Annotated in this window: 14 protein-coding genes; 6 read left to right on the top strand and 8 right to left on the bottom strand. The window is 41.7% G+C overall.

Features of this window, described 5'->3' with window-relative positions:
- Positions 1-339: 339 nt before the first annotated feature.
- Positions 340-2,985, bottom strand: coding sequence for an AAA family ATPase (locus Q4574_RS12935; protein WP_303474557.1), 2,646 nt, complete (start codon positions 2,983-2,985; stop codon positions 340-342).
- A 207-nt stretch (positions 2,986-3,192) separates the two neighbouring features.
- Between Q4574_RS12935 and Q4574_RS12930 the strand changes: the two genes are divergently transcribed.
- Complete coding sequence (locus Q4574_RS12930) at positions 3,193-4,200, top strand: hypothetical protein (protein ID WP_303474556.1); 1,008 nt, start codon at positions 3,193-3,195, stop codon at positions 4,198-4,200.
- Positions 4,201-4,250: 50 nt separating this feature from the next.
- Here the strand turns inward: Q4574_RS12930 and Q4574_RS12925 are convergent, their stop codons facing one another.
- The 6 genes from Q4574_RS12925 to Q4574_RS12900 form a co-directional block, all read right to left on the bottom strand.
- Positions 4,251-5,447: an MFS transporter gene (locus Q4574_RS12925; RefSeq protein ID WP_303474555.1), complete on the bottom strand. Its 1,197-nt coding sequence runs from the start codon at positions 5,445-5,447 to the stop codon at positions 4,251-4,253.
- A 39-nt stretch (positions 5,448-5,486) separates the two neighbouring features.
- Positions 5,487-7,190, bottom strand: a complete 1,704-nt coding sequence (locus Q4574_RS12920; protein WP_303474554.1) for a serine hydrolase — start codon at positions 7,188-7,190, stop codon at positions 5,487-5,489.
- Positions 7,187-8,770 carry a sulfotransferase gene (locus Q4574_RS12915; RefSeq protein ID WP_303474553.1) on the bottom strand — a complete coding sequence of 528 codons (1,584 nt, stop codon included), beginning with the start codon at positions 8,768-8,770 and terminating at the stop codon, positions 7,187-7,189. The genes Q4574_RS12920 and Q4574_RS12915 overlap by 4 nt, the downstream gene beginning before the upstream one ends.
- A gap of 114 nt (positions 8,771-8,884) precedes the next feature.
- On the bottom strand, positions 8,885-11,311 hold the full coding sequence (locus Q4574_RS12910; RefSeq protein WP_303474552.1) for a TonB-dependent receptor: 2,427 nt from the start codon (positions 11,309-11,311) through the stop codon (positions 8,885-8,887).
- Between the two features lie 104 nt (positions 11,312-11,415).
- On the bottom strand, positions 11,416-12,270 hold the full coding sequence (locus Q4574_RS12905; protein WP_303474551.1) for a carbon-nitrogen hydrolase family protein: 855 nt from the start codon (positions 12,268-12,270) through the stop codon (positions 11,416-11,418).
- A 121-nt stretch (positions 12,271-12,391) separates the two neighbouring features.
- Positions 12,392-14,197 carry a PLP-dependent aminotransferase family protein gene (locus Q4574_RS12900; protein ID WP_303474550.1) on the bottom strand — a complete coding sequence of 602 codons (1,806 nt, stop codon included), beginning with the start codon at positions 14,195-14,197 and terminating at the stop codon, positions 12,392-12,394.
- Positions 14,198-14,479: 282 nt separating this feature from the next.
- On the opposite strand from Q4574_RS12900, the gene Q4574_RS12895 reads away from it, so the two are divergent.
- The 4 genes from Q4574_RS12895 (at position 14,480) to Q4574_RS12880 (ending at position 19,169) form a co-directional block, all read left to right on the top strand.
- Positions 14,480-15,343 (top strand): aminotransferase class IV, encoded by an 864-nt coding sequence (locus Q4574_RS12895; protein ID WP_303474549.1) that lies wholly within the window; start codon positions 14,480-14,482, stop codon positions 15,341-15,343.
- Between the two features lie 64 nt (positions 15,344-15,407).
- Positions 15,408-16,493: a hypothetical protein gene (locus tag Q4574_RS12890; RefSeq protein WP_303474548.1), complete on the top strand. Its 1,086-nt coding sequence runs from the start codon at positions 15,408-15,410 to the stop codon at positions 16,491-16,493.
- A 323-nt stretch (positions 16,494-16,816) separates the two neighbouring features.
- Positions 16,817-18,307, top strand: a complete 1,491-nt coding sequence (locus tag Q4574_RS12885) for a SulP family inorganic anion transporter (RefSeq protein WP_303474547.1) — start codon at positions 16,817-16,819, stop codon at positions 18,305-18,307.
- A gap of 10 nt (positions 18,308-18,317) precedes the next feature.
- A complete protein-coding gene (locus Q4574_RS12880) occupies positions 18,318-19,169 on the top strand; it encodes a universal stress protein (RefSeq protein ID WP_303474546.1) in 852 nt (283 codons plus the stop codon).
- 159 nt (positions 19,170-19,328) lie between these two features.
- Here Q4574_RS12880 and Q4574_RS12875 read toward each other — a convergent pair whose 3' ends face one another.
- Positions 19,329-20,789, bottom strand: coding sequence for an NAD-dependent succinate-semialdehyde dehydrogenase (locus Q4574_RS12875; RefSeq protein WP_303474545.1), 1,461 nt, complete (start codon positions 20,787-20,789; stop codon positions 19,329-19,331).
- Positions 20,790-20,885: 96 nt separating this feature from the next.
- On the opposite strand from Q4574_RS12875, the gene Q4574_RS12870 reads away from it, so the two are divergent.
- Positions 20,886-21,812, top strand: a complete 927-nt coding sequence (locus tag Q4574_RS12870; protein ID WP_303474544.1) for a LysR family transcriptional regulator — start codon at positions 20,886-20,888, stop codon at positions 21,810-21,812.
- Positions 21,813-21,816 lie beyond the last annotated feature (4 nt).

Raw genomic sequence — 21,816 nt, 5'->3', positions numbered from 1 at the left:
TTTAACAAAGACCTTCGATGGAGGTAATTGTTATCCCTCAACATTTTTGGGTGCTTTTTTCCTGTAATTTTCAATAAGCCGTCGTCAATTATGAAAATAGTTTCCTACCTATCTTAGACATCGACAATGTCAGGAATGTCGCACTTTCTGTCATCATTTAAAGGATAACTCGACTGGCCGTTTTAAGGCTCACTGCAACTTGTCAAATAACGCCTGCTCACTGATTGCTCATGGCACAAACCCGACCAACATTGGGGGCAATTTAGTTGTTCGAGTTTCTAACATTGATCCCCACTTTCAAACTTTAATATGCTTGCACAGTGTGTGCTGTGGTTTCTATTATTCCGATAACCAAGGTTCGTTTTGCACTCTAAGCATCGCTTCAACTCGGTTATCCACATTCAGTTTACTCAAAATCGAAGACACGTGGTTTTCTATTGTGCGATTTGAGCGAGAAAGGGAAGTGGCAATATCGAGATTGCTCGCGCCTGTGACTAAAAGCTTCAAAACTTGTTGTTCTTTATTGGTGAGCCCAATGGGGTGTTTACGTGTTTTAGAGTAAGGACCGCGACGAATTTTTGGAAGCATATCGGCAATGCCTTCTGCTGCAGCAATACTCCTAACCTTTTGTTGAAAGGCTTTTGCATGCATCTTGTCAAATAGTTGCCATGCTTTTAACAAAGAAGATGGCCGATGCTTTCCTTGAATTGACAGCAGACACATCGCTGCATTAAATGGCATTCCAAGGGTATCCCATGCTGCATACGCCGCTTCGCCGTTATCTTTTAATTGGAGTTGGTAGGGTTTTGATATACTGTCTTCCCGCCCATTTGAAATGTCGTATTGCAAAAGTTTAGCCCAAACTAACAGTTCGCCCAACTGCCATGGGTTTAATACACCAGAGGGCAACTCATTTAGCCAATCTATGTGTTTTTTAGCCTCCTCTATACGAATTGTATTATCAGCGTTTAACCATAGGTGTTCAATCAGTCCTAACCTTGCTGGAATCATGTACTGATTTTCGTTGGTTGATTGGGCGTCTTTTAAGGCTTGGTTGAGCAGTTCCTGGCTATTTGCTACCCCCAATCGTAAGTTGACTCGCGCTAATACAATTAACGCGGGCAGTTTCATTAGCAATGTTTGATTGCTAATTGATTGCACACCGGCAGCAATGGTTTGGGCATCTATTAATCGACCTTGTTCTTGTCGCAGTTGGGCTTGTAATCCGACTAAATAGTACGTCCAGGAATCGAGATCGTGGGCAATATCATATTGTATACCTTTTAGGGTCATAGTTTCAGCCATTTCAAGTTTCTTGAATCGAATACAGTAGTCTGAAAAGTTTGTATAAACCCTTGCCACATCTTCGTGGAATCCATATTGTTCTGAAATAGCCAGACTTTGTTTTAGTTTATCTTCACCAGCGGCATCGCCGTGCATCAATAAAGCCGTTCCAATGTTGTTTAGGGCATGTGCTTTCACCGTGGGATTTGAGAACTGATCTGCTAATTCGAGGGCTTTATTTCCCCAATACAAGGAGTCCTCCATTCGATCGTTAAGCATATCTAATTGTGAGCGTAACGAGTATGCCATGGCCAGTTCGCTGGAAGCAGGTATTGATTCAAAGGTTTTGATTGCCTGATTGGCGTATTGCTCCGCTTTCTCTGCATGGCCCTGATACCAATATAGACGCGACAATGAACGTAAATTTTCCCCTACTTTATCCTGCCTATCCAAGGCTCGCCATAGACTAATAGCATGGCGTCGTGCGTCAATGACGGTTTGCTGCATATGGGTAGTTAAGCTGACTTCGTAGGCCCAGTTTTCATGTAGGCTTGCGGCGAGTTCAGGGTCTGCATATTCTACAAAACTTAAGGCTTTACGGTAAAACGAGGCGGCTTCCTTATGTGCGCCTAGTTCTGCAGCTTTAGTCGCTGCATTAGGTGCGTATTTAAGTACTCTTTCTGCATCTAAGGCCCCTTCAGCATGATGCACAAGCCAAGCTAAGTTAGTGACCAAAGGCAATGTTTCTAAACTTTCAATTATGCGCTTATGAGTTAGTTTTATTTGCGGGGGTGATTGATTTTCCAATATGGCTAAGCGAACTAGCTCATGCTTAAATCGAAACACACTTTGGTGATCACAAACTAATAATTTTCTGGCTACACAGGCCATTGCGAAGGACTCTGCGTTTTCATCAAATAATTGGCTAATTAAAGCCGCTGGAATGCTATAAGGGATAAGGCTTAATACTTGCAGCAATTCACGTTCATTGTGACCTAATAAATGCACTCTACTGCTCACTGCTTCTCTAATTGATGCCGGTATTGTGTGATTGTTATAACCATTGTTAGCTAATAATTCAGCAATGAAAAACGGGTTTCCGCCAGTGATTTTGTGCAAGGCTTCTGGATCATAACTACTGTCTTTACTTAACTTTGATACTGCGTCTTGGCTCAATTGTTCAAGGTGAACTCGCGCTGTATGAGCTGATGGCACTAATGAAAGTACTGAGCTCAATGGATGATCTTGTGTCACTTCATCAACCCGATAACTCAAACACAGTAAACAGGGTAAAAACGAGATACGTCTAACTATATATTTGATGAGATCTAGGCTGGCATGGTCGGCCCAATGCACGTCTTCTATTACCAAAATAGTCGGTTTGCCCAGTTGGCTTATGGCTTGAAAAAAGCTGGAATAAATTAAGTTAGGAATAGCGCCGTTTTCCAATTGAGTGAGCAATGAAGGCGATAGGAGCTGAGCAAAATCGTAGATGGGAGCATAGGGGCGCGGCGTAAATAAAGGATCGCAACCAGACCAATAAATATCTAAGGTATCGTCTGCATGGGAACGTACGTGCTCTAGCAAGGTGGTTTTACCAATTCCAGCCTCACCACTGAGTAGCAATACCTTTCCCGACTGCGCTATTTGAGAGATAGTGTTTGATATCTTATCAATTGCGACTTCTCGCTCTAATAACATGTAAATTACCTGCTCGCTGAGCCTAAACTATACAATTTAATTTAAGTTAAATTAGGCTAAATTGCAGAGTTTTTACCAAATTTAGGTATTCAGATTTCAAAAATCAGGTACCAGTGCACATTTTTAAACACATTTATGCGCTTATACTTTTAGTCATAGGATTGTGCACCAATTGTATTTGGTCTCCCGTGAAAATAAGGAAAAATCATGAAAGCAATGAACTCGATTTTTATCGCTGCTGTGACTTCAGTATGGTGTGGGATTAGCATGGCTGTCCCCATTAGTGCTGATAGTGGTGTGTCATTTTACCACGACATCATCATTGCTGGCGGGGGACAGTTGCCGATTGGATTAGAGGTTAGATCCGGTGGTCCCGATTTTAGCAATCCAATCAATACTGAATTGCAAGCAGATGATGCCGTTGAATTTGACGATTTAGAAATTGTTATCGCCGGTCTTGCTCCTGAAGCCCCCTCGACTGTTACACGGTATAGTAGCAGTACTCGTAACGCAGACACCGAAGGTGCCTTCGGCATGAATGATACTCAGTTGTATCAAATTGTGGAGGAGGAATTAGTTCCTGATGGTAATAATGATATTTCTGAGCGTGGAGTTTGGGGCAGTGGGCAGGCCCAAGCAAGTATTAGCTCTGAACTTTTTGATACTCAAGCAGACTCTGATGTGTCTTTGGAAAGAGAGTTTACGCTTTCCAATGAAAACGCCACAGCATTAACATTTTCCATTGAAGGAACCTTTGAAATGGGGTTTTTTGCCATGGCTGATGGTGAAAATAGCTTTGCTGAAGCCTTCGCAATGCTAGATCTGTTTTTTACGTCCAGTAATGGGTTAGACATTGTCTTTGCCGATACCAGCCTGTATATCAATAATCAAACTGAAACCGGCGATAATGCCATTACGTCATTAATTCGGGAAACTGACGTAGCAAATACTGGCCATTTGAGTTTTACTGGTAACGCAAGTGCGACGGGATCGGATATTGGTGGCAGTCAACAGGCGTTTGGAGATGGTACGTTTTCCTACGCATTGGGTGTTACCTTGCAACCCGGAGAAGAAATAAACATGTCTCATCTGATTACTTATTCAAATTTAGCAGCAATTGAACAGCATATTACAGAGGTAAGTGAGCCATCTGCTTTTCTGTTTATTTTATTTAGTTCAGGTTTTTTCCTGTTTATTCGAAAACGTCCTAGGTGAAACGCTTCCGACAATTTACTCATTTACTCTTTGGTTGATAGAATTGCATGTCAAAGTGAGGCCTTCTTATCAGAATCTAGCAGTCTTGCAGGCCAAAAAATTACAGCGGAACAAACAATAAGTAAGATACTCGAAAAATAGATAACGGTTTCATAACTATCATCATTGAGAAGCAAAGCGGCTGCCATTGGACCGGAAGCCAAGCCCATCTTTGATGCAAATCCGCCTAACGCAGCTAATTGTCCTGCTTTGTCTAATTCAGAACAAATGCCAAACATATAGGGTAACGCAAACGCCCAGGTGATACCGATGAGCACATTGGCTATCAAATACACCATTGAAACTTCGCTATATATTAATACCCAAGTACAGATTGCCGTGACAATAATTGCTGCAATTAAGGGCATAGTTCTTCCGTATTTTGTACCTATTAATATCACTAACATGGAACCCAGGAGTGCCACCCAACTGGCGCTGGCCAATGCTGGGCTCATAAAATCCATGGTTAAGCCTTCTGCTTTTCCTAGTCCAATTACATAAGCGAATAATCCCATGTTGGCAGCTTGAAACAAGAAAATAGCCAACAATGTTAAGACCAATGGTTGACGACGAACTTTAGCCGGTAACTTGGCTAAAGGATCGGTTGCAGCTACCGGATAACTTGGTAGAAAAGGCAGCATAGCAAGTGAGATAAAAGTAAAGCTCATCAACGCGATAAATAACGCGGAGGTGCCATATTCAGGTACCATCGCGGGCAAATACATAATCCCAAGACCACCTAATCCCCATTGGATAAGAAGCAGGTAACCGAACGTTTTATCTGCATCTCGGGTGCGTGAAATAACGGCAAAACCAATCCCTACTAGCAAGCCGCCCACTAAACCATGTGCGCCACGGATTATCACCATAATAGTGGGGGAGGTAATAAAAATAGATAAAAAGTCGACCAGTAGAATAGTGAGGAGCAGTACATACGCCCATTTTTTCCAATTAATATGCTTGACGATAAAGACGGCTAAAAGCGCACCGGCTGCTGCTCCATATAGATTTGAAGAGCTTACAAAGCCTGCTTGTTGGTTAGTAAAATTTAAACCTTCAATTAAGCCACTGACTAGCGCGGGCATAATGTTGATATAGAAGATACCTGCGGTGGTTAGAAAAGCTAAGAAAATACGGGCTAGTGCGCCATTCGAATCGACTTTCCATTGATTTAATTGAGTTTGTTCGATGGCTATATGTTTAGTCACTTACTTCTCCCGTACTGCTGATGTATTAAGGTTCATAGGTTAACCACTACAAACTGAATTTAGCTTATCTAATTCACTGAGGGCTTCTGTCCAGTTAAACTGATAACTATCACTGACGTAATAGTAGGTATTGTTGTTGCCTAAAAATGCTAACGTAATTCCGCCATAGCCAGACATAAATGGTATCCAACTTTCGGATTTACATTTGAACTTAGCATCCACTTTTCTTCCCCAAAAACCATGTTGATAACGAATGTTAGGGTAATCAGTTGTGGCACCACGATTGTTTGGGGCTTGTTGTAATCCTGCTAGAAGATAATTTTTGGAGAGCTCCGAAGCGGATTCAGTTGAAGTCGATTGACGTTGAATATAAAGAGACAACTTAACTAAATCGTGGCGATTAAAGAATAGCCCATAGCCTGTGTAAGGTTGCTGTGCCTCATCTAGGGTACGTCTTGTTTTTGCACTTATTTGACTTAATCCTAAGGGAAGGAAAATCTGTTTGTACAAAATATCGTTGAATATATCGGCATTTTCTCCCAGTTTAGACTTTATAAATTTGTTTAGGCCAGCACCCAACAAATAGGTGTCCGAGGAATGATAAACAAAAGTGCTTGCTGGGGGACGTTTACGGACATAGTGGTTGCAGGCATAGGCAATTCTACCTTCGTTTGTTTTCGCAGTAAAAAAACTAAGCTTATCTGCAGATGCCTCATCAACGCCGTATTGAGCTGAATCGAAATTTCCCGTGGTCATATCTAACAAATGACCGAAAGTTACCCCCTGCCATTGGCTATCGCTGCATTGCTCTATCCAGCGGTTTACCGGCTGTTCAAATACATCTCCGTAGTGTTTTTCTAAATAAAACATTGCTAATCCAGCAAATAATGACTTTGCGGTAGAATAAGATGGAAGCACTAGTTGTTCACAAAATGGGTAGTTGCCAGCGCGTGTGGGACATGACGATACATAATGTACATCTTTATAAAGTACGCCATAAGCACTCATATCTGTCAGTGCAATTCGTTGTGGCAAAGCTAAGTTTTCTATCTTTATTTTAGGGAGTTTCTTGGCTAATTCATCTAACGCAACCCAGGGTAATCTAGCGTGTTTCTCAGCTTCATATTGAGTCACTATTTCACTGGGTGAATCACTCGTGTTTTCTGTGTAGTGGGCGGTGCCCGTTCCCCAAAAGTCAGCCTTAAAATAGGCACAGGTTTCACTACTTATTTGATAGTAAAATTGATTAGAACTGCCCGCTAAGCCTAATTCAATGACTAAAACACCATTATGTACACAGTTCTCATTTTTCTCGACTATCGCAAATGGCAGGCTGATTTTACTCCCTTGATGTTCAGGGGGAGTGCCCCAAAATTCCCCTACACCGATAAAAAAGTCCCAATTGGGGTTGTCACTATGCAGCAAGTGCCGCTTTTCAGGGATAACTTCTCCTAATTCATTGCTCACCCAGTTAAAGCTCATATCCGGCAGAATCTCAATATTTTCTTGCAGGGGAGACGCCGATTGAATGACTTGAATTTTGGCCCTAAGTTTATCCATTTGTAATGCAATGTGCCCTTTTTGACTTTTCTTCTGAGCCCTATCAGGAATGAATAATTCAGACATCAAAATAGGTTTTTGGGGTATCGCGGAAGGGCTTTCCAAAATGGCGTTTATTGTTGTTGCTGACACAACAAATAGGCAATTAACCAACAACAACGTTATCGCCCAAATTATTCTCATACTAAACCTGCGAGTTCAAATTTCGCATGTACTGAAGACAATTGCTTACTCACATGTTTCCATTTATTCACAGAACTTGAATACACCGGTTGCCTAATTTGCGCTGCACTGGCGGTTGTTGAAGCTGCAATATTATCTTGAAAATTATGACATTGTTGTTCTATTGGAAGTTCACAATAGTCTAAAATCGCGTTTGTTTGCGCCTCGATGTTCGATGTAAGGTTTTCATATGAAATACTGTGTATTTTATTCGGTAACAAGGTTTTCCAATGTGTCATCAGTTTATGGTGAGCAATCTGATACTGAGCTAATTCATCCAAATTGTAAGAAAAAGGGTAACCTTGGGTAAAAATGTGTTTAAAAATTGCGTAACAGGTATCCAGTGGGTTTCTTTCTACATGGATGATTTTGGCATTGGGAAGGGCTAAATGAATTAACCCAACATACAGAGAGTTCAAGGGCAACTTATCTATAAACTTGCGATGACCTTGCGTATCTGGGTAGGTGCTTTCGATATAACTTTGGCCTAAACGTTTAAAATCTATCTGTTTTGTGAGTGAGATTAAGTCTAGTTTATTAACCGGTTTAGCAACACCACTTTGCTGAATTTGTTGCATCATTTGCAGTGCAAAATTATTCAACTCGCCGGCACTCATAACCTGCGAGTGGCTGCTAACAATACGCTCCACCAAGGTACTGCCAGTTCTGGGCAAACCAACAATAAAAATAGGTTGTTGGGAGTCGTATCCAGGTTGATCGTTATGGACAGTGTTGGCATCAAATACATTGCGAATTTGGTCCAGTGATGCAAGATCATTGTCCAGAGAGTACTGCATATGCTGACGCCGAATAGATGCACCTTGTTGAAACGCATTAAAGGCATCTCCGTATTCAGCTAAATCTTCAAGTTCTTTGCCTAATGCATAATACAGTTGTGATTTTGAGATAGGGGAAGCAGGGCGGGTAAGTGCCGTTTTAATCTTATCTACGTGATTACTTTCACTGGTCTGTTTGTGCAAGTTAGAACGCATTAGCCAAGCTTCACTGTCATTGGGGTTCAGCGCTATGAGCTTATCCAGAGTACTCTTGGCACTATCTAACTTACCTACATATCGTTGCACTGAGGCTAAATTAAATAATATTTGCGGATTATCAGGTTGCAAAGTAAGCGCACGTTGATAGTGAGTTAAAGATGGTTGATAGAGGTTTAGTTTATTCAGTAGAAGAGCCAGTTCAGCATTAAAGACGACTGAATCATTGTCTTCAGCAGTTAACGAGCTAGCTATATCTTGTGCGCTTCTTCTATCTCCCAATATAAAATGGAGTTTTGCTTCGAGTAATAACCAATCTGGAATATTTGGTGATAGTGCCAATGCCGCTTCAATGTAACGCAACGCTAATGCATGTTTACCTAAAAATAGGTTCACTTCGCTGTATGTATGCCAAGCAGGGGCATATTCAGGAAAATCAGCACACAAAGATTTGCATTGTGCTAAAGCAATTTCTAGTTGCTTATTGCGAATCTGTAGCCAAATACCATCGAGTTTTTTTTGTGCGTTCTGCGATTGTTCAGTTAACATAAAAATTGCGTCATAATGAAATTTTGTCATTGAGTTTAGAGCATATTAACCTGCTTCGGTATTAGCGAGCCATTTTGACCACTGAGTGCTGGACGTAAAATGGCTCGGATAAAATTAAAATCGATAGTTAAATGCAACACCTAGGGTTCTTGGAAGACTGATGTAATCTTTGGAAGAGTTACCCAAAAAGTTTTCATCGGGATCAGTACCCATATAGGCTTCTGGTAATGTGCCTGTGGTGCCATCTTCATTGAACATATTTTTAATGTAGAAAGTGACATTCCAATCATCTTTGCTAATTCTCGAGGTTAAATTCCATAACGAGAAGCCATCTATGTCAGCTTGCAACGCTTGACTTTCACCTAGATAATTTAAAGAGTCAGACTGATAGTAAGTGTTTACTTGAGTGATCCAGTACATGCCATTATTCATTTCGTAAGTGTAGTCTAGCGCTAAACTCAAGGTGTGTTCAGGCGATGCCGGCAATCGAGTTCCATCTGAGGCCTGTACTCGTGTCGCGTTTTCGGCTGATACGCCGGTAGGAACGATGAAATCAGCGGTTAGTTCAGCATTGACATAGGCATAACCTAACACATAGTGAATTTCGTCAGTGAGATAGCCTTGTAACTCTAATTCAATGCCTTGGGTACGTGCAGACTCGCCGTTAGTAACTGTATAGAATCCCCAGAATGAAGACGTACTAAGCTGAGGATCATCCCAATCGAGCACGAAAGCAGATAAACTGTAACTGTGTTTTCTGTTATCTAAATAACCCTTCACACCAATTTCATAATTTACAGCTTTATCTGAGTCATATTGCTGCCATTCTGGCCTTTCTGCCAAACTCCCGTTGAGTGGCACCGCATTAGCCCCTCCTCTACGATAACCTTCAGAAATTGTGCCATAAAGCATTGTTTCCTGGCTCAAGTCATAAGACATATTGAGCTTAAATAAGGTATCGCTTTCTGACGTTTCAAAATTAGGTTGTGCCCCTAAAAACGGCCAAATTGGAAGGAGTAATTCAGTATTGTTAGTAAAGGTGTTATCAAATCGTCGAATACCCACAGTGCTGCGAAAATCGTCGGAAAAGTGATAGGTTAGTTCGCCGAATAACGCTTTATCTTTAAAGTTCTCAGTACGGACGTAGTGAAAGTCGTTATCTGTGTAAACCATGCCAAAATCGGCCATGCTCGGCCACCAAGGGAAAGCCGCGCCAGCCCATTCTTGATACCCAGGCATGTAGCTATCTTGTGTGGCGACACTATCTTGGTCCATATAGTATGCCCCAACCACCCAATCTATGTTGTTGACCGTTTGATTCGAAACTAAACGTAATTCCTGAACAAAGGCTTCATCATCGTAGCTTCTATCCGCCAATGCCATTGGTCGAGGTGAACCATAGTATAAATCGGCAAACCAGTTCTGCTTAGCGTAAAAGCCGGTATTATCACTTGTAGAACTACCTTCGTGATTGTACTTTGAGCTACTAGACGTTAATGTGGCGAAGCCAAGATCCCACTCCGCTTCCAGCGCGGTTAAATCTACATCTCGTTCAGAAGGCTCTAATAATACTGCACCATTCTGGTAGTCACCATAAGCCTGTTCTGTTCCATCCACCCAATTGGTGCCGCGAGTTACTTGCCTACGACCACCGATTTCATCGGTTTGTTTTTGATATGACAGGTTGATATTTAAATTGTCAGTAGGTTGCCAAAATAGTGACATGCGACCGTAGTCAATATCTACCGTATCTGCATCTTCAACACTTCGAAAACTTACACCACCGGTGGCGAGATCCCCACCTTGTGCTGCAGGGGCATAGTTGTCAGCATCTAAAACGTAAACATTGGTGTAATCAACAATGCCGTCATTATCGATGCGACCTATATTTGCCCTAAATGCTAACGTTTCTGAAAGCGGGATATTTACCATCGCATCCATATTGATACTATTGCCTTCAGACCCCTTTGTTTGACCTACTGACATCCCCACGCTGCCATAAAACTCATCTGTTTCCGCTTTATTCATGCGGTATTTTACTGTACCTGCCAGCGATCCTGAGCCGTACAATGTGCCTTGAGGACCGCGAAGTACTTCGACCATTTCAATATCTTTGAGGATAAAGTTGGCGTTTAATGGGGTGTCGTTGACATATGCAGCAACAGTGGAAACCGCAGATAATGGTACATCACCTTGAGCACCACTGTTTACATTGATACCACGTATTACCACACCGCTGATAACCCCAGAGTTGCGGTAACCTCTGTCAACAATAGTGGCACCTGGTATATTTCGTAATAATTCCGTTGAGTCTACAATTTGGCCGTCTTCTAATTCGGTTCCAGAAATGGCTGAAATATTATAAGGCACTTCTTGAATACTTTGTGTTCGGCGGCTGGCAGTCACTTCAATGCGTTCAATTGTCTTACCTTCTTGGTTCGCAACTTGTTGCGCGGAGGCGTGATAAACAGGTGACCCCAATACCAAGGCACTGGCAATAGCTTTGGCAATGGTATGTTTTCTAAATGTCACAGAATGCATAGTGTTACTCCAATTATCTTTTTATTTTTAGTCTTATTTGAGGGTAGTTCAGTGGTTACTAAATCCGTAGTACCAGTTAGGGACTCGCTTTTGGTCCAGAATGACTATTCATTGTCATCGCGCTCTGGAATTTTTAGCTCGCCTAAAGACGCTAAAAATTCGTTGTCGTTTGTAGAGGAAGACACTGACTTTTGCCATTGACTTTCTCTGAAGCTTTTTAGGGGTTGTCCCAGGTTATGTAGTCCTCGCTTCCTGTCGCGGCGTACTTGGGCAAAATCAATTTCTACCGGGATAATTTCTTGTTGCTCCCCTGCAACGTAAATATCGTTACCTTGCGGACCAACGATAATAGACTGGCCATTGCCTAGTTCACCGGCAGTATTGATGGCCACCACATAACATTGATTGCTAGCCGCGGTTGCCCGTGCCAAATTTAATTCAATTCCACGGTCGATAGTGCCTGTCATAGTCGGATAAATGAGTACTTCAGCTCCCTTGCAAGCCATGCTGCGTGCTACTTCTGGAAACCAAAGGTCATAGCAAATCGCGATACCAATGCGTCCTTGAGGAACATCAAAAACGACAATGTCTTGGCCTTGTGATACATCACTTTCGTAAGGGCAAAAAGGAAATATTTTTCGGTAACGGCAAATTACCTGACCTTGAGGATCTATGACTGGTGTAGTGTTATAAATGTGATGATTGGCTATTTCATATAAACTGCCGGGAATTAACCAAATATTAAGTTGCTTAGCCAAATCGCGATAAAAGGATTCCGTTGGGCCTGGCATGGTCTCGGCATATTTCTTTTCTGGGCCGTGACTATTTAATTCACCCAGCACTAACATGTTTAACCAAGGGAAACGCTGTTTACAGAGCGTAATTTCAGCGGCGATTTGCTGGGTGTTGTTACCTTTTGACGAGGCTAGTTGTAAACCCGCTATGGCAAAATGACTCATTTAGTTCCTCACTATAAAGCAATTTGAATTGACTGCTTTGCATAAGGTAAAACTCTAATGGGTCCAGAGGTAAAGTGATAGTGCCAGAATGAATGGATGTGTTGGTCCAGTTCTGATGAAGCTAAATTAATTCCAGTTCACGTACAAATCGATAATCTTGGTCAAACCATTTCATTTTTTTGCTATCCATGATCACGTAAAATCCACGAATTTCTCCATAGCTCCATAGTTTCCATTGACGCCAATACATGCCGTTTTCAATCCACCAACGACCTGTGTCTTCTTCGCTACCAATGCCTCCAGTGCGACCAGTCATTGTGCCATCGGGGAGTAATTCGATTGTACAGGGAACGCCATAAACCATTTGGCATTCTAAATGAATGCCAGGTAACAAGTTACGTAATGCTTGTTCATCTAATAGTTTACCTTTGGCGTTATCAAGCTTCTCTTCGTGCTGAGCAGTTAATTGCCGAATTAGATCGGCAAGCATTTTAACTCCTGCACGGATTCTGTTGTTGGGAATACTAGTAATTCCCATTCGAAAGCAATTTTCTGGATGTTTATTTAGGGCAAAATATCGTTTTACCGGCTCTATGAGAATCCCCAACTCAGCGGCTTTTTCTTGCAAGTTTTCACCATCTAATTGCTTTGGACCTGTTATCCAATAAGCCGTGCCACCTTGGATTGGACCTGTATCTATGCAATTTGGTAAATACGTATTCAACGCTTCTCTTAAGGTTAACCAACGTTCAAAAAAGACCTTATGCAAATGCAGCATAAATGCATCGTAGTAGCCTAACGACAGGAAATACGCTACCGCTCGTTGATTATTTAAAGGCGGATTACGCATGGTAATTTTACGTAGTTTTTTGAGTTCGCTGATAACGCCAGAGTCTGCAACGATAAATCCGATCTGAATACCCGAAGCTAAGACTTTGGACAGACAAGATATGTACACCACGCGATTTTTATCATCTAAACTGCGCAGAGCCGGGTGGGGTTGTCGTAAAAAGTTGCTTTCAAACTCGAAGTCGTCTTCGATAATTAACAGATCTTGCTGATTGGCTTTGTCTAATAACTCTTGTCGGCGAGACATCGACATGGTGACACTGGTTGGTGTTTGATGACTGGGGGTAGTGTAAACGATGTCGCATTTATCTAACTGCGAGTCGACTTGCATGCCGTTGTCATCAACGGGTTGATAAACTAAATTTGCTCCTTTATGTTGTAATAACTCTCTCACCTCTGGGTATCCGGGCTCCTCTACGGCCACGGTAATAGATTTATCCACAAATAACTCACTAATCAAGTACAGCGCTTGTTGAGTGCCTACTGTTATAAGTATTTCGCTACTTGTTGCTTGAATACCTCTGCGCGGGATTATTTTAGTGCGAATTTCATCAATGAGTTTGGGATCATCGCCAAGGCCTTGAAGCTGTGACCATTGATTTATTTCCCGAGTTACGTTGGCTTGTTGATTGGCATCGCGCCATTCTTTTACTGGGTATAGTGAAGCATCAAATTTTCCATCCATAAATGGATAGCTATATTTTTGCCAATCTGCTGGACATGCTGTTTGATTGGTTGTTTGTAAAGCCCCTTTAAAGCGGTGGGTATTGTCAGTGGCTTTGGGTTGAAAGCGAGGTTTTGTTTGAGATTGGTTTACCCATCCTTGGTGGATTTTTTCATTAACGAAAATACCACTGCGTTCTTTGGTGACGATATAACCCTCATCTTGTAACGCTTGGTAAACCAAGACTACAGTATTGCGCGCCACGCCCAGTTGTTCAGCGAGTCGACGTGATGAGGGGAGTTTACATCCCAATGGAAACGAGCCTACCAATATCCCCTCTACCAATTTGTTACGAATCTGACTTTGCAGACTTTCACTGATTGTCGTATCGATATGGATAAGCTGTTTCAACATGGTAATTCACTTTTTATTAGGCTATTTCTATCTTTGTATTACATCCTGAAAGAGTTGTGTGATTTTGGCAATAACTTCCTCATGAATTGATTGCTCAATAGTCAAAGGAGGTAGAAAGCGAATGACGTTGCCAACTTATCCGAAGCCCTCGCGGTTAATTCTACAACTGTGTTGGGGCGCGGTTACCTCTTGTCATTCGAAAAAAAATTACACATAAGAGAAATTTACAGTACAGTATATTTTTGATTTTTATACTAAACAATTCTGTAGGCTGGTTTTTATATGGCTAATGATAAAACGGATAACAACGATTGTGCAGCATACTTCAATGGCCAATATATGCCGTTGAGGGAGGTGAATATTTCGCCACTGGACCGGGGCTTTCTGTTTGGAGATGGTATTTATGAGGTTGTTCCTGTTTATAAGGGCAAAGCTTTAGGTGGGGTTCAACACTGGCAACGTTTACTTGAAGGACTTAATTCTGTCGATATTCCACTGGACTTAACGGTGCAGGAATTAAGCAATATTGCACAACCCTTGCTAGCCGATAATGAACCCGCGCAAATGTTATATGTACAAATTACGCGAGGTGTTGAAGCCGTTCGCAAGCACCGTTTCCCTGTGGATGCAAAGCCGACAGTGTTTATGTTTAGTACTCCTTTTACGCCCCCTATCGACATGTCTTATCCTGGTTGTGATGCTTATTTTCAACAAGATTTGCGCTGGCAACGTTGCTCAATAAAATCCATAAGCTTGATGGGTAATGTGATGTCCTATATGCAATTGGCACATGATGGCGTGGCCAATAGTGAGGCTCTGCTAGTTAGAGATGAGTATGTAGTAGAAGCCCCTAGCAGTAATTTGTTCATAGTAAAAAATGGCGTTATTTTCACCCCTCCTGTGGATAACATCTTGGCGGGAGTCACCCGTAAAATCATTATTGATTTGGCCGAAAGTCAAGGTATTCCAGTAAAACAACTCGCGCCCACAGTCGAACAAGTAAAACAAGCTGATGAGGTATGGGTGAGTAATTCTTTTGAAGAATTAAAACCCATTATTAGCATCGAGGGGGAAAAGGTTGGCGTAGGAAAACCAGGTCCCATATGGCAGCGTTTATTGTCCAGTTATCAACGGCTAAAACAATAATTCCAAGGGGTTGAATCAACCACACAGAATTGCTTAGCTCAACACATCTCAAAAAGAGAAAACTATGCAAACAAGTTTCTTCCAACGTGTTTTACTGCCAGGTTTTATCCTCCAGTCGGTTTTGATTGGAGGCGGGTATGCGACAGGTCGAGAATTAGTTCAGTTTTTTCTAAGTTCAGGGGCATTAGGTGGTTTTTTAGGTATTTTAGTTGCAACTGCTGCCTTTAGCGTAATCAGTATGCTTAGCTTTGAATTTGCTCGACAAACCCAAAGTTATACTTACAGACGCTTTTTTAAAAAGCTGTTGGGAAGAGCTTGGTTTGTGTATGAGTTGGCCTATTTTGCCCTAGGGATTTTAGTTTTAGCGGTAATTGGCTCTGCTGCCGGAGAAGTGGTTTCTGAACATCTGTCTATTTCCAGTACCCTGGGTACAGTGGTGTTAATGGCATCAATTTGTATATTGGTTGCCTGGGGCACTAAATTAATTGAGAAGGTATTAGCCGGCTGGTCATTTCTGTTGTATCTAGTTTACGGTGTGTTTGTATATTTGTACTTGCATGAGTATGGTGAGAATGTATATGAGCAATTATTTTATGGCGAAATTAAGGATAATTGGTTCATTGGCGCTATCCAGTACGTTGGTTACAATATTGCCGCTTTACCGCTCATTTTGTTCTGTGTGCGCCACATGCGTACATCCCAAGACGCGCTTTTAGCTGGGGCTATTGCCGGCCCTCTAGCCATGCTGCCTGCGCTGTTTTTCTTTGTGGCTATGGTGGTAAATGCGGCGCAGGTAACTGAGGCAAAAGTACCATCTGATTTTATGATGCAGCAATTGGGCGTTCCATGGTTGCAGGCCATTTTTTATGTAGTGTTATTTGGTACTTTTATCGAGACAGGCACTGCTTTTATCCATGGTATGAATGAGCGGATCGCCGAAGTGTATAAAGAAAATCAACAAAAAATGCCTAAGTTAATGCGTCCTACAATTGCCGCTATAGCACTGATTTTGTCAATTTATCTCGCTTCTTCCGTAGGGCTGGTTGCTTTAATTGGTAGTGGTTACGGTACCCTTACTTGGGTATTTGTTGCGGTTTTTGTGCTCCCCATCGTGAGTTTGGGGAGTTTTCGCATTTTTAGACGTACTTGATAAAACAGGGGTAATATCTAAATTTATTAGGTTAATATTCAGTACTGGTATTTTAGCCAGCCTTGAATTTATAGTGGGACAGTGGTTTTAATGACTTTCTATCATTAGCGCTTGTAAGCACATTTCTAAAGTTATATCGTCTAAACTATAGTCAATTTATTAAGGATTAAAAGCTTGAAATTCACGCCACCCTAGGGTGTCCTTCCTCTAATAATTCGTTATTGCTTAACGCGCAAAGAATTTCGTTTGTTCGTAGATGTTATTGCATTGAAACATACTTTTTTTCTTGATTGCCAAGAATCTTCAACTTTTAGGTTATTTACATGCTCGAAAACATGAAAAGAGAATGGTTTTCTAATATTCGTGGTGATGTGCTTGCTGGTATTGTGGTAGCGCTAGCCTTAATACCCGAAGCGATTGCTTTTTCTATTATTGCCGGAGTGGATCCTAAAGTGGGCCTCTATGCTTCGTTTTGTATTGCTGTGATCATTGCCTTTGTCGGAGGTCGTCCGGGAATGATTTCTGCTGCTACCGGAGCAATGGCATTGCTGATGGTTACCCTAGTTAAAGAGCACGGCTTGGAATACTTGCTTGCTGCTACTTTGCTAACCGGTGTGCTGCAAATTATCTTCGGTTTCCTAAAGCTTGGCAGTTTAATGCGCTTTGTTTCTCGCTCTGTCGTCACCGGTTTCGTGAATGCCCTAGCGATTCTGATTTTTATGGCGCAATTACCTGAGCTGACCAATGTGACTTGGCATGTTTATGCCATGACTGCCGCAGGATTGGGGATTATTTATCTATTACCCTACGTTCCTAGTATCGGGAAAATCGTACCCTCTCCTTTGGTGTGTATTGTTAGTCTCACTATCGTGTCCATTGTTTTAGGCTTAGATATACGAACGGTAGGTGATATGGGGGAATTACCTGATACTTTACCCATATTTTTATGGCCGGAAGTGCCCCTTAATTTAACCACTCTAGAAATTATCTTGCCGTATTCCCTCGGTTTAGCCGTGGTTGGGTTGCTTGAGTCTTTGATGACGGCAACCATTGTCGATGATCTAACCGATACAAACAGTGACAAGAATAAAGAATGTAAAGGCCAGGGGATGGCAAATATTGGCGCTGGTTTGTTTGGTGGAATGGCCGGTTGTGCGATGATTGGTCAATCTATTATTAATGTGAAATCTGGGGGAAGGGGACGTTTATCAACCTTTATCGCCGGTTTGTTTTTAATCATTATGGTGGTATTCCTTGACGAGTGGGTGGGTAAAATTCCAATGGCGGCGCTGGTGGCAGTGATGATTATGGTTTCCATAGGCACGTTTTCTTGGTCTTCTATCACCGATTTACGTAAGCACCCTAAATCATCGAATATTGTGATGATAACTACCGTTATTGTGGTTGTTGCTACCCATAACTTAGCCATTGGGGTGTTTGTAGGCGTGTTATTGGCGACCTTGTTCTTTTCCAATAAAATTGGTCGTTATATGGCAGTTAAGTCTTATTACAATGAACATGAAAAAGTGCGAACTTATGAAGTTGTTGGTCAGGTATTTTTTGCCTCAGCAGAACAATTTGTCAATCAGTTTGACTTCAAAGAAGCTGTTGAAAGTATTGTAATTGATCTTACTCATGCGCATTTCTGGGACATAACGGCGGTATCTTCTTTGGATAAAGTGGTCATTAAATTCCGTCGCGAAGGTGCAACCGTTAAGCTTATGGGAATGAATGACGCAACGGCTACAGTAGTAGATAAATTTGGGGTGCATAACGATCCTAAAGAAGTTGAAAAACTGTTTGGCGGACATTAAGGAGATAATGATGACTAAAATTGTGACCTGTATAGATGGTTCTGCAATCACGCCTGCGGTGACAGATGCAGCTGTCTGGGCTTCAAAAAAACTAAATAAACCTATTCTGTTCTTGCATGCCTTGGAAAAAGAACAGCAGCATGGTGCGGATGACTATACTGGTGCGATTGGTTTAGGTGCGCGCTCAGCATTGCTTGAAGAAATGACTAAGCTTGATGAGCAACGCGCAAAAGTCGCGTTGCAACTTGGCCGTGAGTTACTTGATGCTGCGGTGCAACATGCTCAAAATTCAGGTGTGGTCGAGGTTGAGTCCATGCAAAGACATGGTGAGGTGGTAGATTCCATCACCGATTTAAAGGCGAAAACCAGACTCATTGTTATTGGCCGTAATGGTAAAGAACATGATAATAGCTTTGACGCGCTAGGCTCTAATATTGAAACGTTACTTCGCAAGGCTTGTCATCCTGTATTGCTTATTCCTAATGCATTTAATCCTCCATCTTCATTTATGATCGCTTATGATGGTCGGGAAACGGCTGATAAAGCGTTGCAGCGTGTGATAGAAGGGGGCTTATTGCGTGGTCTTCATTGTCATTTAGTTTCGGTAAAAAATAACGAAAAAGATCTACATGATAAATTTATATCGGCCAAGCAAAGGCTGCAAGATGAAGGATTTCAAGTCACTGCGGCTTATATTGAAGGAAATATTTTTGAATCTCTGATGACATATAAAACATCCCAAAACATTGAGCTTATTGTTATGGGCGCATTTGCTCACTCTAAGCTTAGGCAGTTTTTTGTGGGCAGTAACACTATGAAAATGCTTGAGCGCAGTCATATTCCTATGATCGTATTACGCTAAACAGGAAACAGGCGTAAATAGAGTCAGGGTATACTCAAAAGATGTGGCATTCAATTAACAATCAAGCCCTGTTAGTGTAGGGCTTGATTGGCTAAAAATAGCGTTTTTTTCATCTTAGATGACATATATAGACATCTTTGTATGAGTGATTTTTAGTTTTTAAGTGTTGTTTAGCCCACCTAAACATAGGTATTTAATTTCTAAATAATCGTCTAATCCGTAACGGGATCCTTCTCTGCCATTACCTGATTGTTTCATACCGCCAAAGGGAGCCGCTGCATTTGAAATAGCCCCTTCATTAATCCCCACCATACCAAATTCGAGTGCTTTGGCTACTCGGAATATGCGACCTACATCGCGACTGTAAAAATAGGCTGCTAATCCATATTCAGTGGCGTTAGCTAACTCAATTACCTCGCTCTCTTCTTCAAATTGAATAATGGGTGAAACAGGCCCAAAGATTTCATTGCTGGCAATAGGCATATCATTGCTGACATTGGTCAGCACAGTTGGTAGATAATAGTTTGGACCTTGTGAGGTGGTGGTGCCACCTAATTTCAATACTGCACCTTGGTCGATGGATTGTTGTACCAATTCATCTACATCATTGGCTGCTTTGGCATTAATCATGGGACCAATATGGGAGTCAGCGTCCATTCCTGCGCCTAATTTTAACTTTGCAGTTTCTTCTATGAATTTCTCACAAAACTGAGCATACACACCTTTTTGCACCAAAATACGGTTTGTGCAAACACAAGTTTGGCCTGAATTTCGGTATTTTGAAGCTAATGCGCCTTGTACAGCCTCGTCGATATCGGCGTCATCGAAGACGATAAAGGGGGCATTACCGCCTAACTCCATGGACACGCGTTTTACGCTGGTTGCACACTGGGCAATGAGCTTCTTGCCGACCCCTGTGGAACCTGTAAAAGTGAATTTAGCTACGTGTGGATGCTGCGTTAACACGCTACCCAATCCTTGAGAGTCTTTACCGACTATCAGGTTAAAAACGCCTGGGGGAAAGCCCGCTCTGTGGGTCAGTTCTGCCATTGCCATTGCGGATAAAGGTGTTTGTGTTGCCGGTCTCACCACAAAAGTACAGCCCGCAGCTAAAGCCGCTGCCGCTTTTCGGGAGATCATTGCATTAGGGAAGTTCCATGGCGTAATTGCACTTACAACTCCAATGGGTTGTTTTAGCACAATAATTTGTTTGTCGCTGCTAGGGGCCGGTATAACATCTCCATAGATTCGTTTACCTTCTTCTGCAAACCATTCAATAAACGATGCGCCATAGGCGATTTCACCTTTTGCTTCAGCAAAGGTTTTGCCTTGTTCTAAGGTGAGAATCTGAGCTAAATCATCTTGATGTTGCATCATTAATTGGAAAAGGTTGCGTAACAAATTCGCGCGTTGTTGCGCACTTAAAGCTGACCACTGCGGCAAGGCCCGGTGGGCAGCTTCTACGGCTCGGTTAGCATCTTCTACATCTGCGTCGCAGATAGAGACTAATTCTTGACCATTGGCTGGATTAATTACTGGGATTTGATTGTCGGTTATTAACCAACGTCCATCAATATAGGACGCTGTTTTTAATAAGGTTGGATCGTTTAAGTTAAGCATGTAGGGTTCCATCAAATTTTTTCGCTATTGAAACCTAATTAAATTACTCTTTAAATATTAAACTTTCAATCTATACGTTTAAGGATGTAAAACATTATGTCTAGAAACAATTTAATTCCTAAACCAATCACCGAGTACGATTTAAGATTATTAAGGGTGTTCAAGTCTGTTGTAGAAAATGGAGGTTTTTCAGCTGCGGAAAGTGAGCTTGGTGTCTCTCGATCTACTATTAGCGTTCATATGGGAAACCTTGAAAGCCGCATGAAGCTCAAATTGTGTCTACGAGGGCGACAAGGATTTACCCTCACCGAAGCTGGCCAGGTGGTTTATCATGCTTGCACAGATCTTTTTGATTCTTTGAATGACTTTTCGTTATTGGTGCGTTCGTTAAATAGTGAATTAAGTGGTGAGCTAGTCATTTTATGTGCCGATCAACTTGATGGTAGTAAACAAAAAAGTTTAGCTAAGGTGGTGAATCAAATCCATCAACGAGCGCCTAAGATAAATTTGGTTTTAGATGGCGGATCCATTGATTTTATTGAAAAAAGTTTGCTTAAAGATAAGGCGCATATTGGATTATTTCCGAACTATAAGCCCGTAGATGGCCTAGAGTATTCTCCCGCATTTCGCGAGACAATGTATTTATGCTGCGCTAGGGGGCATCCGTTGTATGACGTTGTTGATGACGGCTTCGATGAGTCAAGACTTGCCTCTTACGCTGCTATCCATCCCGGGCTAGATGTTGATCAAGGAGGTCGCAAACAATTGCAGAAGCTCAAGCTAGAAGCCAAAGCTTATCAATTTGATACCCGTAAAACGCTTATCTTATCCGCTATGTATATTGGTTATTTACCACTTAGTTATATTAAACATGAATTAGAAAGTGGTGAAATTAAACAAATACATCCCGCGCAATACCATTATGAGTTCACTCAATCTTTAGTTAGTAAAAAGACGCCTAGGGAACAAGCAAAAGTGACCCTAGTGAAAGAAATATTTTCATCTTTATTTATATTTGACTAGCTGC

It is taken from the genome of Aliiglaciecola sp. 3_MG-2023 (genome assembly GCF_030548205.1).
Taxonomy (GTDB): domain Bacteria; phylum Pseudomonadota; class Gammaproteobacteria; order Enterobacterales; family Alteromonadaceae; genus Aliiglaciecola.
Note: the sequence above shows the minus strand (reverse complement) of the source record. Positions and strands in the feature narration are given on the sequence as shown.

Coding starts and splice junctions, on each gene's coding strand:
- Q4574_RS12920 (WP_303474554.1), bottom strand. CDS start 7,190: ATGAGAATAATTTGGGCGATAACGTTGTTGTTGGTTAATTGCCTATTT.
- Q4574_RS12915 (WP_303474553.1), bottom strand. CDS start 8,770: ATGTTAACTGAACAATCGCAGAACGCACAAAAAAAACTCGATGGTATT.
- Q4574_RS12910 (WP_303474552.1), bottom strand. CDS start 11,311: ATGCATTCTGTGACATTTAGAAAACATACCATTGCCAAAGCTATTGCC.
- Q4574_RS12875 (WP_303474545.1), bottom strand. CDS start 20,789: ATGCTTAACTTAAACGATCCAACCTTATTAAAAACAGCGTCCTATATT.
- Q4574_RS12880 (WP_303474546.1), top strand. CDS start 18,318: ATGACTAAAATTGTGACCTGTATAGATGGTTCTGCAATCACGCCTGCG.
- Q4574_RS12900 (WP_303474550.1), bottom strand. CDS start 14,197: ATGTTGAAACAGCTTATCCATATCGATACGACAATCAGTGAAAGTCTG.
- Q4574_RS12885 (WP_303474547.1), top strand. CDS start 16,817: ATGCTCGAAAACATGAAAAGAGAATGGTTTTCTAATATTCGTGGTGAT.
- Q4574_RS12935 (WP_303474557.1), bottom strand. CDS start 2,985: ATGTTATTAGAGCGAGAAGTCGCAATTGATAAGATATCAAACACTATC.
- Q4574_RS12930 (WP_303474556.1), top strand. CDS start 3,193: ATGAAAGCAATGAACTCGATTTTTATCGCTGCTGTGACTTCAGTATGG.
- Q4574_RS12870 (WP_303474544.1), top strand. CDS start 20,886: ATGTCTAGAAACAATTTAATTCCTAAACCAATCACCGAGTACGATTTA.
- Q4574_RS12895 (WP_303474549.1), top strand. CDS start 14,480: ATGGCTAATGATAAAACGGATAACAACGATTGTGCAGCATACTTCAAT.
- Q4574_RS12890 (WP_303474548.1), top strand. CDS start 15,408: ATGCAAACAAGTTTCTTCCAACGTGTTTTACTGCCAGGTTTTATCCTC.
- Q4574_RS12905 (WP_303474551.1), bottom strand. CDS start 12,270: ATGAGTCATTTTGCCATAGCGGGTTTACAACTAGCCTCGTCAAAAGGT.